A 15,203-nucleotide genomic window follows, 5' to 3' on the forward strand; every position below is an offset into this window, starting at 1 on the left:
AATTGTATCATGCGCATATTTTTTTGGGCTTTAATTCTCCTTTTTGGCAGCCCCGCCTGGGCCGCGCATGGCTATGCGCTTTGGGGGGAGCTTAAGTATCCGGCTGGATTTACGCACTTCGAATACGCGAATCCGCAAGCGCCCAAAGGCGGTGAATTGAGGTTGGTGAGCAACGTACGCTACTCCACCTTCGACAAGTACAACCCTTTCACAATGAAGGGCTCACCGCCTGCTTATCTAAGCAATCTTCTGTTCGACAGCCTGCTCACTGGTGCCATGGATGAAACCGCCAGCGCCTACGGTCTGCTGGCTGAAGATGTCAATGTGGCCGATGATCGCCTTTCAGTGGTATTTAAGTTGAGGCCTGAGGCACGTTTTCATAACGGTGACCCGGTACGCGCAGAGGACGTGAAGCACAGCTACGACACGCTCGTGAGCCCTCAGGCTTCACCAAGCTATAGATCTATGCTGCAGGAAGTGGCGGGGGTGGATGTCATGGACTCGCGAACCGTTCGCTTTCGTTTTCACCAGGCGAATCGGGATCTGCCCTTGACTGTAGGCGCGATCCCGGTGTTTAGCCGCAAGTGGGGCGCGGGCAAGCCATTCGACGAGGTGGTAACGGACATACCTATTGGCAGCGGCCCCTACCGCATTGGGCCTGTTCGCTTTGGGCGGGACATCACCTATGTGCGTGATGCCCAGTACTGGGCGCGTGATCTGAACGTGGCTCGCGGTACTGCAAATTTTGAGCGCATCACGGTAAAGATTTATCGCGACAACACGGCACGCCTTGAGGCCATGAAGGCCGGAGAGTTTGACTTCATGTCAGTGTATTCCGCGGGCGATTGGGCGCGCCGAATCAATGGCAAGCGCTTTAACACTGGCGAGTTGGTGAAAAAGGAGCTCAAGCACCAACTGCCCTCAGGTTTTCAAAGCTATGTGCTCAATACGCGTCGGCCTATGCTCCGCGATCCCCGTGTTCGAGAAGCACTGGGCTTGGCCATTGACTACGAGTGGATGAACCGGCAGATGTTCTACGGCGGCTACCCTCGGGTGCAAGATCTGTTTGGTAATACGGTTTGCCAGGCCAAGGGGATGCCGGATGCCGACGAATTAGCCTTGCTGGAACGTTGGCGCGGCAAAGTACCTGATGCCGTGTTTGGCCCGATGTACGAACCTCCCAACACCGAGAAACCAGGGCAGTCCCTGCGCGAGAATCTGCGCCGCGCAAAAGAGCTGCTTCGCGAGGCAGGGTGGACATACCGCGACGGCGCACTGCGTAATGCGCAAGGTCAGGCCATGGTGCTGGAATACCTTGACAGCCGGGAGGGCGGTGTGCGCACCGTGGGGCCATGGATCCAGAGCCTCGAGAAGCTGGGTATCCGGCTGAAATTCTCGTCGGTTGATTTTGCCCTCTACCAGCAGCGGGTGGACAAGTTCGAATACGACATGATCAGCTTGAACATACCGGGCTCTTCGTATCCCGGGCAGGAGATGGAGCAGCTGTTTGGCAGCAAGACAGTGGACGTTGAAGGCAGTGCAAGCTATGCGGGCGTGAAAAGCCCTGCGGTGGATGCCCTGGTCAAGCGCGTGGTGAGCGCACGCAACCTCCAAGAGCTCTTGCCAGCCTGTCACGCACTGGACCGTGTCATCATGCACAGTCATTACCATATCCCTCAATGGACGCTCTCTTCGCATCGATTGGTCTACAACGCCCACAAGCTGGCTTATCAGCCGCCCATGCCGCCGTATGCACGGGCAGAGGAGTGGGTGATGTCCACGTGGTGGTCAATACAGCCTCAGGCTACCAAACCCTAGGAAAGTGTTTAGTGTCCAGTCCATTGATTTCAGGCATTTGAATCGGCTTTTCAAAAAACTATGTTTGCCTATATCGTCAAGCGCCTTTTGTTGATGCTCCCCACCTTGCTGGGTGTGCTGCTGCTGACCTTTGTGGTGCTGCAATTCGTGCCCGGCGGACCGGTAGAGCAGTACATGATGGAAGCCCGCAGCTCGGCGGGTGGTGGCCTGGAGTCTGGCGGCATCAGCTACCGAGGCAACCAGGGTGTAGACCCCAAACAGGTGGAGCAGATCAAGGCTCTTTACGGATTTGATAAGCCCGCCCCCGAGCGCTTTATCCAGATGCTGGGCCAGTTCGCGCGTTTTGACCTTGGGCGCAGTTTTTTCCAGAACAAAGACGTTTGGACGCTCGTGAAGGAAAAGCTGCCAGTTTCCATCAGCCTGGGGCTGTGGACGTTTTTCATCAGCTATCTGATCTCCGTGCCGCTCGGCGTGGCCAAGGCGGTGCGAGCCGGCTCACGTTTCGACATGATGACCACGCTGATCGTGTTGGTGGGCTATGCCATTCCGGGATTTGTATTGGGTGTGGCCTTGCTGGTGATCTTTGGCGGCCAACTGCAATGGTTTCCGCTCCGGGGGCTCACCTCCGCCAACTGGGAAGAACTCAGCTGGCCAGCCCGTATCGTGGACTACCTCTGGCACATCACCTTGCCTGTCACCGCCATGGTGCTGGGCAGTTTCGCGGTCACGGCCATGCTGACGAAGAATTCTTTTTTGGAAGAAATCCGCAAGCAGTATGTGTTAACGGCGCGGGCCAAGGGCTTGAGCGAGCGGCAAGTGCTCTGGAAACATGTATTTCGCAATGCGCTGATCCCACTGGTCACCGGGTTTCCTGCGGCGTTTATCGGCTCCTTTTTCACTGGCGCGCTGCTCATCGAGACGCTGTTCTCGCTCGACGGTCTGGGCCTGCTCAGCTATGAGAGCGTGATTCGCCGTGATTACCCAGTGGTGCTTGGCACGCTCTACCTTTTTACGCTTATCGGGCTGTTCACCAAGCTGATCAGCGATCTTTGCTACGTGTGGGTCGATCCAAGGGTGAAGTTCGATTGAACCTGGAAACGGCAGTTGGACGCGCCTGAGTGCGGCCTGATCGGGTGCGTAGCGCTCTTGCCCAACAGCTGAACATCATCATGCGGTGATCGTTGTCGACGTGGTTTCCTTGGAAGCGGCCGCCAACTCTCGCCGAAAGTAATCGATGGTGCGTTCCAAGCCCACTACCAGCGGCGTGGTGGGGTACCAGCCCAGACGCTGGCGAGCCAGTTCGATCTCAGGCATGCGCTGGCGCGGATCGTCTTGTGGCAGCGCTTTGAATACCAGTTGGGAATGGCTATCCGTTTGTTTTCTGAGCACCTGGGCGAGCTCAAGAATGCTGAGTTCTTCTGGATTTCCAAGATTAACCGGGCCGGTGAAACCAGGTTCAGAGTTCATCATGGCGATGAGGCCACTCACCATATCATCCACATAGCAGAAGCTGCGGGTCTGCGAACCATCGCCGTAGATCGTGATGTCTTCACCGCGGAGAGCCTGAACGATGAAGTTGCTGATCACCCGCCCATCGTTCAACTGCGTTCGCGGACCGTAGGTATTGAAAATTCGCACCACCTTGATGTCAATGGAAAACTGGTGGTGATAGGCAAAGAAAAGCGCCTCTGCGCAGCGTTTGCCTTCGTCATAACAAGCTCGCACCCCTATCGGATTCACGTGACCCCAATAGCTTTCAGGTTGGGGGTGAACGGCCGGATCGCCATAGATTTCACTGGTGGAAGCCTGCAAGACCCTGGCGCCCGTGGCCTTGGCCAACTCCAGCACATTCATGGCCCCAGCTACATTGGTGCGAATGGTTTGCACGGCGTCGCGCTGGTATTGAATCGGCGAGGCAGGGCAGGCGAGGTTGTAGATTTGATGCACCTGCACGTCGAGTGGCAAGGCCACATCTTGCTGGATCAACTCGAATTGCGGGTGATCCAGGAGTGCAGCGATGTTGCTCGGCACGCTGCTCACGAAGTTGTCTACACACAGCACCGAATGGCCGCTGTCTATGAGCCGTTGGCAGAGGTGTGAGCCAATGAAGCCCCCTCCGCCCGTGACGAGTATGCGTCGCTCGCTATTCGTTGTCATACAGAATGTCCACGTTCTTGCGCGCCTTTACGGCGCGGAGTCGGGCACGCGAGACCACTCGCTGATGTCCAGCCCTGGGTAGGTGATTTCCAAAATAGGCATCGTGATGAGCCGCGTGCCTTGTGCCACTCTGTAGCGCACCCAAACGTCAAATATGCGCTCAGCGAGAAAGGCGATGTCTCGCTTCTGATAGCGAACCTCTGTGCGTGTGGGCACTTTTTCTTCGAAGGCTGCCAGAACGTCAAACCAGATGGTACATAGCTCGTCAAAGTGTTCCCAGCGGGTGATGAAAAGGTTGTTGGCGTAGAACGCACCCGCTCCGAAGCTTTCAGCTAGAAACGGACTCAGATGGGGGTACCTGTGAGTGATCAGATTCGTGACATCACAAAGATCGTTGGCGTTGTGCACGGTGGCGTATTGATCCCAGACGTTGACGTTGATGTCCAGGGGGGCGGCGGTGATGATGGCGTCCGCATGCTCTCGCAGGTGCACCAGAGCGTGCTGGCTGGCGGTGCCAGATGCTCTGGAGAGATAAGCATCGTAGGAGACCAGCGTGGAGCGAGCCTGATGCATGTCTGCCTTGCCGCTTTGGGGCGTGCCTGCATGCAGACCGTCTTGCGAGAAAGCACTGGAGGCTTGTGCTGCCTCGGCTCCTGCTTGGGAAAACTCGAACATGCGCCGGTAATGGCAAAAGCCCACGAACTCCGTGCGCGGACCGTTTCTCCATATTTCATCCATGCCGGAGAGCTCGCACCACCGGCTGTTGTCGCGCATGTTATCCCTTGCTTCCGTGCGTTCTCCGGCAATGGCCTGAGAGGCTGCCTCACCAACATAGATAGGCGTAATGCCGGTGTCTGGTGCCAAAGGCAGTCGCCGGTGATAGACGGCGTACATCCCAATGCCGGGCTCCACGGTCTGCTCCAATGCAGCTTTAATCAGGTGATTTTGAGAGGTGTTGCCTGTTTCGTTCTTGACGAGATGAAATCGGTAGCTGTAGTAAACCTCCCACTCATTGCTGGGGAGCACGAGCCCTGGCACCTCTTTTGCTTGTTCGGTGTCGTAGATCTGCTTGGCAAAGGGGTAGAAAATATCTAGCAACAACCCACTGTAGTGCTGCAAGAGGGCCTCGTTCGCGTGAATCTCGAACCGGATTCCGGTGTTTGAAAGCAGCTTCACCATCTCTGCCGTGGAGGGGAGCTGACGTGTAAATCCTTCATGCAGCCATCCTGGAACTTCCCTGCCAGCGCGCTGAAGTGCTACGGCCAACTCCAAATCACTTTGTATGGCTTGGTCCCCGCAAGGCACTGACAAGATCACTTCCTGCCGCGCCACGCGGGCTAGTTCGTTGATGGCTCGGCCGCGATCAGCCTTGGCGACGAATCTCAGCGTGTCTACGCAGATGACGTAATCAAACGAGTTGTCTGCGAAGGGGAGTTGGAAAACAGAGCCACCGGCGTGTTCGGTCCATTGCGAAGGTGAGCCTTGGCTACGCCCGCCCACTGTAGTCACTTTGCGTTCCAGCAGGTCGGCGATGCCGTGGGGGTTCCCGCCCACTTCCAATATGCTGAACTTGGGATCGAACAACTCGGGGTTGTCCTTCAGGATTCGTTGGTAGCGGATTCGCCAGTTCAGCATGAATGCGTCCAGGGTGCAGGTAAACCTACGTGCATATATCTCAAGATCGGGAGTTGTCTACTAAACCCCGCAAGCAGCGCGAAGTCGTGATCCGCTCATACGTTTTCTCACGCGCAAAGGGCCCCATGCGGGTCAGGTCATAGCGGTGAAGATGCGGCGGCAGGTGGTGCACCGCCTAGCGTAAGCTCCCAAGCGCTGACCCCTTTCAGTTTAAGCAGTTCCAGCAGGTGGCTGCGTAGCTCGGGGTACGAAAGTGCTTGCCCTTCGATGATGATTAGATCCAGATCCAGCGGCAATTCTTGCACGAGCAGCGCGCCGAGATCCTTTGTCAGACCAAGTTCCAGGATTTTCCTCATCATGTCAGCCGCCGAGTCAAAATGTGCGTGCCCGCATTTGTTGAGGATCATGTCTCGGATAGGCAAACCGTTCAGGGTGTGGTCATTGAACAACCGGTTGAGTAGATTGTCTGTGCTGTAGCTGTTCTGATTGTGCGCGATCTGCGCCGTGAGGGCCGTCTTGCCGATCCCGCTTTCTCCGTGAACCAGAATGGCCGAAGTCTTTTTGCGCCTGCAGTGGTAGACATGGCGCGGAACGGGGTCGCCGCTTTGCATCACGCTCGGCCCGATGTAGCGGATGGAGTAGTCAGCCAGAAGAGTCTGTTCCAGGTAGCTTCGCGTCGGATACCGCATGGGCCCGTCATGGCGTTTTATGACATGCCAGGCTTGGCTACCATGGATAGTGGGCGGTCCTACGCCACACTCCAGCACCAAAGTACCCCCAGGCGCCAGAAGCCCCGACAAATGCCGCAAGAGTTCGCGTTGGCGATCTTCGTAGTGAATGGCCGAGAGAAAGAAGATAACGTCGTATTGACCCGAACGTACTTCCCACCAGGATTTATTCGCGAAGGTGGCTTTGGGGACAAGCCGGCGGGCCGCTTCGATGAAGTGGCTCGATCGGTCGACTCCGTGTGCAGAGGCCGCGCCCTGAGTGATCGCCTCGCGGCAGAAAAAACCCTCATTGCATCCCAGATCCAGAATCCGCTTGCCACGCAGTGGCGGAGTGTCCGGCTGGGTCGCCAACTGACTAAGGCACAGCGCCTCCAGCTTGGCTTGAGAGTTCGACGCGCCATCGCCGGTTTTGTCAATGCTCTGGTACCTGCTTGGCGTATTTTTCGGGATCAAGGATTGCCAACCGTTGTCGGTGAGTACCTCTACCTCAATGCCTTCCGCTAGCTTGTCCGCGGGCAATCCTACAAAACTGAAGCCGAACTTTTGATAGCCGATGACGTCAAAATGTCTTGCGACGTCCGGTCGGTCGAATAATGTGGAGCTGCGGCTGACCTCGCGCCCCCCGTGACACAGTCTGAGTTTGAGCACCGTGCGGGGATTGGTTGACGATATAGCCCAGCCCGAGATCAATTCTGGTGAAACGATATCGATGTGGCCCGATACGATCATGCGCGATTTCCTATACGAGAGATGTGCTTGTTGGGAGCAGTTCGGGTCATCGTGCTTTTGATGAAGCGGTCAGTGAGGGGCTGCGGTCGCCGCTCCTTGATACCCGAGATGACCTCCAGACCCATCAGCGCTGTTGCGAGATTGAATGGTGTCACTTGACCTGCAATGGGCAGATCATAGTGTCATGTCCATTAATCGCGGTCAAAGACCCCAGGAGGCAATACCGCAAGACCCGAATACACTTGACTACGTGACTGCCGCATTTTCTTCTTTCCCATTCGAGCCGTGCTATTGCACGGGTGGTCGCCCGTGTATTCACGCGAAGGAGAGCGTATGAGCCAAAGCGTAGCGCCAGTGCTCTCGCCCCGAGGCCGTGCCTGGCAGCGTTTCAAGCGCAATCGCCTGGGTTTTTGGAGCCTGATTCTCTTTGTCACTCTTGTGGTGCTCAGCCTCTTCGCGGAAGTGCTGTCTAACGATGATCCGCTGATCGTCCGCTACGAAGGGCAGTTTTATTTTCCCGTGGTCAAGACCTACTCGGAGAAAACGTTCGGGGGCGACTTTGAAACTGAAACAGACTATCTCGATCCGTTCATCAAACAGCAATTCGCCAAACCTGGGAACTGGGCCATTTACCCGCCCAATCCATATGGGGCGAAAACCATCAACTATTTCGCCAAATCACCCAATCCCGCACCGCCCACGACAGATAACTGGCTAGGCACCGATGACAGGGGGCGCGATTTGCTGGCACAGCTTATTTACGGCTTTCGCGTCAGCGTGCTGTTCGCTCTGGCACTGACCTTCGTCGGGACGGTGCTAGGCATCGCTGCAGGCGCGATTCAAGGGTATTTTGGGGGAAAGACTGATCTCGCCATTCAGCGTTTCATCGAAATATGGGGTTCGATGCCTGAACTCTATTTGCTGATCATTTTCAGCGCGATATTGGCGCCAAGCGTCGGATTGCTTCTGATTTTGCTCAGCCTGTTTGGGTGGATGGGCCTTTCGGATTACGTGCGTGCTGAGTTTCTTCGCAACCGGCAGCTCGATTATGTGAAGGGCGCGCGTGCGCTTGGGGTATCGAATGGGCAGATCATCTGGCGCCATATCCTGCCCAATAGCCTGACGCCCGTCGTTACCTTCCTGCCGTTTCGTATGAGCGCGGCCATTCTTGCCCTGACTTCACTGGATTTTCTGGGCCTGGGTGTCCCCCCCGGCACGCCAAGCCTGGGGGAATTGCTTAGCCAAGGCAAAAATAGTATTGATGCTTGGTGGATATCGCTCTCTACCTTTGGCGTATTGGTGATAACGCTGCTGCTTTTAACCTTCATGGGTGACGCACTGCGCGATGCGCTTGATCCCAGGAAAGCGCAATGACTGCACAGAACTCTCCTCCTAATTCCGAGCCATTGCTTCAGGTGGAGCACCTTGGCGTGGCGTTTGGCGGCAAGCCGGTGGTTGAAGATGTCAGCTTTTCCATTGCGCCCGGAGAGAAGCTGGCCTTGGTGGGTGAATCAGGCTCCGGCAAGACCGTTACAGCGCTGGCGCTGCTTCGGTTGTTGCCGGAAGCCCAAGCCACCGGGCGTGCGCTGTTCACAGAGAGTGGGCAGACGCGTGACCTGCTGGCGCTTCCGGAGCGCGATTTGCGCGGCTTGCGTGGCGATGACATCGCCATGATTTTTCAGGAGCCCATGACGGCACTCAATCCCCTGATGACCGTGGGTGAGCAGATATCCGAAGTGCTTCGTTTGAAACGCGGGCTTGCAGGCGCTGCCTTGGTTCAGGCCACGGTCGAGCTGCTGGCCAGCACCGGCATACCAGAGCCCGAGCGTCGAGCCGGGGCATACCCGCATCAGCTTTCCGGTGGTCAGCGCCAGCGCGCCATGATCGCGATGGCCCTGGCTTGCCAGCCCAAGTTGTTGTTGGCCGACGAGCCCACGACAGCATTGGATGTGTCCCTTCGCGGGCAGATCCTTGATCTGTTGGTCAGCCTGCAGAAGAAAAACGGTATGGCCGTTCTGCTCATTACGCACGATCTCAATCTGGTACGCCGCTTCGCGGACCGCGTCGCTGTGATGCAGCGGGGGCAGTTGGTGGAGCAGGGCGCCGTGGCTGAGGTGTTCAACGCGCCCAAACACCCCTACACGCGAAAGCTCCTTGATAGCAAGCCCGAACGCCATGTTGTGGAAGCGCCCGTAGATGAGCCCCCTTTGCTTGAAGCGCGTAAGCTGCGGGTGGTCTACCCTGTACCTCTGAAGGGTGTGCGTGGCTGGTTCAAGAAGGGGGAGTTTGTGGCGGTGCAGGGGGCCAGCTTCCGTGTGCTTCCGGGGCGTACGCTGGGGGTCATTGGCGAATCTGGCTCGGGCAAATCCACGGTCGCGCTGGCCTCGCTTGGCTTGCTTCCATTTTCTGGCGACCTTGAGTTGACAGGCGGACTGCGGTGGCAGCGCAAAGCAGCGGCCGACAAACCTCTGCGCCGCGTCGTTCAGGTGGTGTTTCAAGACCCCTTTTCTTCGTTATCTCCTCGCATGACTGTGCAGGAAATCGTGGGGGAAGGGCTGCTCGTGCACGCCCCCAAAGTCTCGCCGTCAGAGCGCGCCGAGCGTGTTCGCCAGGCCCTCCTGGAAGTCGGCTTGGACGAAGCGCAATTTCCCCTGCTTCTTTCGCGTTATCCGCATGAATTTTCTGGGGGCCAGCGCCAGCGAATCGCTTTGGCGCGAGCCTTGATTGTGGAGCCAGATTTACTGGTGCTGGACGAACCGACAAGCGCTCTCGATGTCACTATTCAGAAACAGGTGCTGACCCTGTTGCAGCGTTTGCAGCGGGACCGGGGGCTGGCGTACCTGCTGATCACGCATGATGTTGATGTGGTTCGAGCCATGGCCCATGATGTCATCGTGCTCAAGGATGGCGAGGTGGTTGAATCGGGGTCGTTAGAGAAAATCCTTGATGCTCCGGAACATCCGTATACGCAGAGGTTGCTGGCAGCCGTCTGAGTTTTTGTCCGCGGTTTGCCTTTACTCCCTGCGAAGGGCTATGTTGCAAGAAATTTGCCAGCGAGCCCCCGGGTAATCGTGGAGCAAAAAGGGGGGTGCGCTTCGCGGATAATGCCCCGAGATGCTTCAGTCCCCGTATCGGTCATGGCGGCCTAGTCCTTTCTTGAAATTGAGCGCCGCCGCGCATCTGGGCGCTGGTGCGGGCATTTTGTTGGCGCCTCATCTTTGGCCTGTATGGGCCGGTGCGGTTCTTGCCAACCATGCAGCGGCTGCTGTTTTGGGCATGCTGCCTCGCAGCAGTCTCCTCGGCCCCAATATTGTTCGCCTCCCACCGAATGCGGTTGCGCGAGGGGAGGTGGCGCTGACGTTCGATGACGGCCCGGACCCGGAGGTCACTCCCCAGGTGCTTGATCTACTGGAAGCCACTAAGCAGCGCGCCACCTTCTTTTGCATCGCCGAGCGTGTCCGCCAGCACCCTGAGCTAGCACGTGAAATTGTCCGGCGTGGCCATCTGATAGAAAACCACACCGATACCCATCCCCATCTATTTGCCGCTTACGGCCCCAGGAAAATGGCGCTTCAAATCGATGGCGCCCAGCACGCTTTGCGTGAACTCACTGGGCGCGCTCCACAGTTTTTTCGAGCCGTGGCTGGCTTGCGAAATCCGTTTCTAGATCCGCTATTGGCGCGGCGGGGCCTCCGCTTGGCAAGCTGGACTCGCCGCCCGTACGATACCCGTACGGGTGATCCATCCACGGTGCTGAGTCGCCTCACCAAAGGCTTGGCCGCGGGCGATATCCTGCTCATGCATGATGGGCATTCAGCCCGGAGTGCCACAGGTCGGCCAGTAGTCCTGGATGTTTTGCCCCTCCTGCTGGATGCAATGCGCCTTCAAGGCCTGCGCTCGGTAACCCTGCAAGCTGGCTGCACGCCAGCCGCTGACCCCGCGCTGAAGGAGGCGCAGGTATGAGTCGTCATGATCAAGCCTTGGGAATACGCCCGGAAAAATCGTCTTCACGCGCTCCAACGCTTGTGCAAGCGCCGCCGCTTCTCGTTGCAAACGCGGGCACTCTCTCAGATCAGCATGGGCTGCACCGGACATTGGTAGACCTTGCCAGCGCCCGCTACAAGAGTGGGGGCCGCTTCTCTTACCATTTCGCTCGAGGCAAACTGGGCATTGATCCTCTTTTTATTGATCTGCTGCGCTTGGGAGAATTTCCGGCTCATGGGCGTTTTCTTGATCTCGGCTGCGGTCAAGCGGTTTTCGCCTCTTGGTTGCTGGCAGCACGGCAGTGCTTCGAAGTCGGAACATGGCCGGCCGGCTGGGCACCCCCTCCCATCGTGGAAAGCCTGCATGGCCTGGAGTTAATGCCCAGTGACGTGGCTCGTGCTCAGGCTGCCTTGGCCGATGAGCCGCATGTGCGCATTGAGCAGGGCGATATCTGCCACGCCGATTTCGAATTGGTGGATGTGATCACTATCTTCGACGTACTGCATTACTTCGGCCCGGAGGCGCAAGATGATGTGCTACGCAGAATTCGCGCCGCATTGCGTCCGGGGGGCAAGTTGGTGGCGAGGGTGGGTGACGCAGCCGGTGGCCTGCGCTTTTCGCTCAGCCGTTGGGTTGATCAGGCGGTAACCTTTGTGCGTGGCCATGGCTTTTCCCCTATGTATTGCCGTTCGGTATCAGAATGGGCACATGCATTGGAGTCGCTCGGGTTCGAGGTGCAAACCATTCGAACAGAAGGCGGCCCGCCGTTTGCAAACACCATGCTCATTGCCCGATTGCCGCTGGATGGAGCTCACGCATGAGCAACCCACTGGTTCTTTCAGCGTTCACGGCCAGTTCTGCATTGGGCGTTGGGGTAGAGCCGCTTCTCATGGCGCTGCGGGAGGGCACCAGCGGCCTCAAACCTTGCGATTTCGAAAGTGCGGTTGTCAACACCTGGATCGGTGAAGTTCCCGGGGTTGATACGGCAGTACTTCCCCCTGATCTGGCTGAATACGATTGCCGCAACAATCGGTTGGCACTGCTGGGTCTTGGAGCAGATGGCTTCGAGCAATCGGTTCGCGCTGCCATGTCTCGCTATGGCGCTGATCGCTTGGCGCTGATTTTGGGCACCAGCACTTCCGGGATTTTGTCTGCCGAACTGGCCTACCGTGAGCGGAATGCCTCGGGCGCCTTGCCAGATGGGTTCAACTACCGCACCACCCACAATACCGCCTCGGTGGCCGCGTTTGTGCGCGCGCACCTGGGATTACGCGGGCCAGTGTCGGTGGTGTCTACCGCCTGTTCATCCTCGGCAAAGGCCTTTGCCGCTGCGGATCGGCTTATTTCTGCGGGCCTTGCCGATGCCGCTGTGGTGGGTGGGGTCGATTCCCTGTGCCTCACCACGCTCTATGGATTTTCCTCTCTGGAGCTGACTTCGCCCGAACCATGCCGTCCTGGAGATGCCGCGCGCCAAGGCCTTTCAATCGGGGAGGCGGCAGCGTTCGCGCTGCTGGAGCCTGCTTCGGGCGCGCCCGGTGAAATTGTCTTGAGCGGCTGGGGTGAATCAAGCGATGCACATCACATGTCTGCCCCTCACCCTGAAGGCCGGGGTTCACGTGCAGCCATGCAGGAAGCCTTGGACCGCGCAGGCCTGAGCGCGGGGGATATCGGCTACATCAATCTTCATGGCACCGCCACGCCTGCTAATGACGCTTCGGAAGGTGCGGCAGTGGCGGCCATTTTCGGCAACGGTGTACCGTGCAGTTCCACCAAAGGCATGACAGGCCACACCCTGGGCGCGGCGGGCGGCCTGGAAGCGGTGATTTCTGCATTGGCGCTGAAGCACGGCCTGCTGCCTGCCAGCGTGGGAACGCAAACGCCTGATCCTTCGATCCCCATCGATTTGGTCTCCAACCCAAGGCCAGCTCCCTCACTTCGACACGTGTTGTCCAACTCGTTCGGTTTCGGAGGCAGCAATTGCAGTCTGATTCTTTCGCTAGCGCCCCCGGGGGAACCGTCATGAATTCGGCTGAGCATATTTGTGTCTGGGTGGACGGCGTTGGCGTGATCGGTCCCGGTATAGCCAATTGGGCACAGGCTCAGGCCTTGCTGCGCGGCGAGGCCAGCTACGAAAGCGCGCCTACCGCATTGCCAGCACCTGAACTACTGCCTCCGGCCGAGCGTCGCCGTGCCAGCAGGATCGTCAAGGCGGCTTTGGCTGTCGGCCTTGAGGCCTGTCGGAACGCCGGGCTGGAACCACGCTCATTGCCCAATGTGTTCGCCGCCTCGGGAGGGGATGGCCACAACTGCCACGCTTTGTGCGAGCTCCTGGCTTCAGAAGATCGTCAGATTTCGCCTACGCGCTTTCACAATTCGGTTCACAACGCGGCTTCGGGGTATTGGTCAATCGCCACTGGCGCCACGCCTGCGGCGCAGGTTTTAGGGGCCTATGACGCCAGCTTTGCGGCCGGCTTGCTTGAAGCCATGAGTCAAGTGGAGATGGCCCGCCAGGCTGTGCTGTTGGTGGCTTGCGATAGTGAATATCCCGAGCCCCTGCACGCCAAACGGCCTATTCAAGATACGAGCGGCTTGGCGCTGGTGCTCGCGCCTGTGCGTAGCGAGCGTTCCATTGCGCAGATTCGTATGGCCCGGCGTGGTGCCTTGCAGGAACGTGCGCCTTCGGAGCTGGCTGCAAGCCATGCGGCACTGGCAGACTGTGTTCGCGCCATGCCTGCTATGCGTGGCTTGCCATTGGCCCAAGCGCTTATCGCGCAAGCATCTGTGCAAGAGATCGCTCTCGAATACTTTTCTCCTCAATCACTGGTGGTCCAAGTGGCTGGAGCGGAGGCCGCGTGACGACAGCCGCCCTTTCTGGCTACTGGGCGAGTGCCTTGGGTCAGGCACGAAGCTGGATTGCCGAGCGCATTCCGCACCAGGGCCAGATGTGTCTATTGGATCGCGTCGTTTCAGCTTCGCCTGAGGGCGTTACCTGTACCACCAGTACGCATCTTTTGCCAGACAACCCCATGCGCATCCACGGCGAACTGGGCGTTGCCTGTGGCATTGAATACGCCGCCCAGGCCATGGCATTGCACGGCGCGTTGATCGCTGAACTTAACGGTTCTGAACTGCCTAAGAGGGGCTACCTGGTGAGCGTGCGGAACGTGTCCCTTCATGTGCCTACCCTTGATGCAGTGACGGGCGAGCTCACGGTAGCCGCGCTTTGCGAGGCCGACAACGGTGATCACTGTGTGTATGAGTTCAGTCTGGCGGCAGCCGGCCGGGTTTTGCTCGAAGGGCGCGCCATGGTCATGTTGAACGCCCCAATCCCAAGCGTATGACTATGTCTTCTTCCCCTCTTCGCCGCGCGCTAGTCACTGGTGCCAGTGGTGGCATCGGTGGCGCTATTGCCCGCACTTTGGCTGCGCAGGGCTTTGAGGTCCTCGTGCACGCTAACCGCCAACGCGAGGCCGCCGAGGCCTTGGCCGCAGAAATACACCGCTCTGGTGGTAAGGCCTGCGTGTTGGTGTTTGATGTGACCGACCGAGCTGCCTGTGATACTGCCCTGGCCGAGCAATTGGCGGTTGGGCCCATCCAGGTGATCGTCAATAACGCGGGCGTTCATGACGACGCTATTTTTCCAGGCATGCGGCCCGAACAATGGCAACGCGTGATTGATGTCAACCTCAATGGATTTTTCAACGTCACCCAGCCCCTGATGCTGCCGCTGCTGCGCACCCGCTGGGGCCGCATCATCGCCATCACATCTGTAGCTGGGCAAGCGGGTAACCGGGGTCAGGTGAACTACTCTGCTGCCAAGGGGGCGCTGCACAGCGCGGTGAAAGCTCTGGCTCTGGAGTGTGCAAGCAGAGGCGTCACGGTGAATGCAGTCGCGCCAGGCATCATTGCCACTGACATGAGCGGAGAAGCGTTCGATGAGGCGGCTATCAAGCGCCTGGTGCCCATGCAACGGGCTGGCCAGGCACAGGAGGTGGCGGATCTCGTCGCTTTCCTAGTCAGCGATAAAGCGGGCTACATCTCAGGCCAGACCATCGGGATCAACGGAGCGATGTACTCATGAGTGCAGTGCGTACGGGTGGGGAGTCGGGATACACAAACCGCGCTGAATGCACTCGGAGAGTCAAAACACGT

At 58.2% G+C, this 15,203-nt stretch carries 13 protein-coding genes; 10 read left to right on the forward strand and 3 right to left on the reverse strand.

From position 1 onward, the window contains the following. Nucleotides 1-9: 9 nt before the first annotated feature. Together G518_RS0115335 and G518_RS0115340 are read left to right on the forward strand one after the other, a co-directional pair. On the forward strand, nt 10-1,818 hold the full coding sequence (locus G518_RS0115335; RefSeq protein WP_036594862.1) for an extracellular solute-binding protein: 1,809 nt from the start codon (nt 10-12) through the stop codon (nt 1,816-1,818). A gap of 60 nt (nt 1,819-1,878) precedes the next feature. Next, complete coding sequence (locus tag G518_RS0115340) at nt 1,879-2,907, forward strand: microcin C ABC transporter permease YejB (RefSeq protein WP_028603308.1); 1,029 nt, start codon at nt 1,879-1,881, stop codon at nt 2,905-2,907. A gap of 78 nt (nt 2,908-2,985) precedes the next feature. On the opposite strand, the gene G518_RS35330 is transcribed toward G518_RS0115340, so the two are convergent. From G518_RS35330 to G518_RS38515, 3 genes are all read right to left on the reverse strand, one after another. After that, entirely contained in the window at nt 2,986-3,975 is a 990-nt protein-coding gene (locus G518_RS35330; protein WP_051236755.1) for a UDP-glucuronic acid decarboxylase family protein, read from the reverse strand. 27 nt (nt 3,976-4,002) lie between these two features. Next, nucleotides 4,003-5,610 (reverse strand): DUF4422 domain-containing protein, encoded by a 1,608-nt coding sequence (locus G518_RS0115350; protein WP_028603309.1) that lies wholly within the window; start codon nt 5,608-5,610, stop codon nt 4,003-4,005. Between the two features lie 137 nt (nt 5,611-5,747). Further along, on the reverse strand, nt 5,748-7,067 hold the full coding sequence (locus G518_RS38515) for a class I SAM-dependent methyltransferase (protein WP_051236757.1): 1,320 nt from the start codon (nt 7,065-7,067) through the stop codon (nt 5,748-5,750). Between the two features lie 333 nt (nt 7,068-7,400). On the opposite strand from G518_RS38515, the gene G518_RS0115360 reads away from it, so the two are divergent. From G518_RS0115360 to fabG, 8 genes are all read left to right on the forward strand, one after another. Then, nucleotides 7,401-8,441, forward strand: a complete 1,041-nt coding sequence (locus tag G518_RS0115360; protein WP_028603310.1) for an ABC transporter permease — start codon at nt 7,401-7,403, stop codon at nt 8,439-8,441. Then, on the forward strand, nt 8,438-10,060 hold the full coding sequence (locus G518_RS0115365) for an ABC transporter ATP-binding protein (RefSeq protein ID WP_028603311.1): 1,623 nt from the start codon (nt 8,438-8,440) through the stop codon (nt 10,058-10,060). Before G518_RS0115360 ends, G518_RS0115365 begins: the two co-directional genes overlap by 4 nt. Before the next feature lie 121 nt (nt 10,061-10,181). Continuing rightward, nucleotides 10,182-11,030 (forward strand): polysaccharide deacetylase family protein, encoded by an 849-nt coding sequence (locus G518_RS0115370; RefSeq protein WP_028603312.1) that lies wholly within the window; start codon nt 10,182-10,184, stop codon nt 11,028-11,030. Next, nucleotides 11,027-11,872, forward strand: coding sequence for a class I SAM-dependent methyltransferase (locus G518_RS0115375; protein WP_084651860.1), 846 nt, complete (start codon nt 11,027-11,029; stop codon nt 11,870-11,872). The genes G518_RS0115370 and G518_RS0115375 overlap by 4 nt, the downstream gene beginning before the upstream one ends. Then, nucleotides 11,869-13,074, forward strand: a complete 1,206-nt coding sequence (locus G518_RS0115380; protein ID WP_036594866.1) for a beta-ketoacyl-[acyl-carrier-protein] synthase family protein — start codon at nt 11,869-11,871, stop codon at nt 13,072-13,074. Before G518_RS0115375 ends, G518_RS0115380 begins: the two co-directional genes overlap by 4 nt. After that, nucleotides 13,071-13,907, forward strand: coding sequence for a beta-ketoacyl synthase chain length factor (locus G518_RS0115385; protein WP_028603315.1), 837 nt, complete (start codon nt 13,071-13,073; stop codon nt 13,905-13,907). The genes G518_RS0115380 and G518_RS0115385 overlap by 4 nt, the downstream gene beginning before the upstream one ends. Beyond that, nucleotides 13,904-14,392, forward strand: coding sequence for a hotdog family protein (locus tag G518_RS0115390; protein ID WP_245597980.1), 489 nt, complete (start codon nt 13,904-13,906; stop codon nt 14,390-14,392). The genes G518_RS0115385 and G518_RS0115390 overlap by 4 nt, the downstream gene beginning before the upstream one ends. Further along, complete coding sequence (gene fabG, locus G518_RS0115395; protein WP_028603317.1) at nt 14,389-15,132, forward strand: 3-oxoacyl-ACP reductase FabG; 744 nt, start codon at nt 14,389-14,391, stop codon at nt 15,130-15,132. The genes G518_RS0115390 and fabG overlap by 4 nt, the downstream gene beginning before the upstream one ends. Nucleotides 15,133-15,203: the final 71 nt, after the last annotated feature.

This window comes from Ottowia thiooxydans DSM 14619, assembly GCF_000422885.1.
GTDB classification, from domain to species: Bacteria; Pseudomonadota; Gammaproteobacteria; order Burkholderiales; family Burkholderiaceae_C; genus Ottowia; species Ottowia thiooxydans.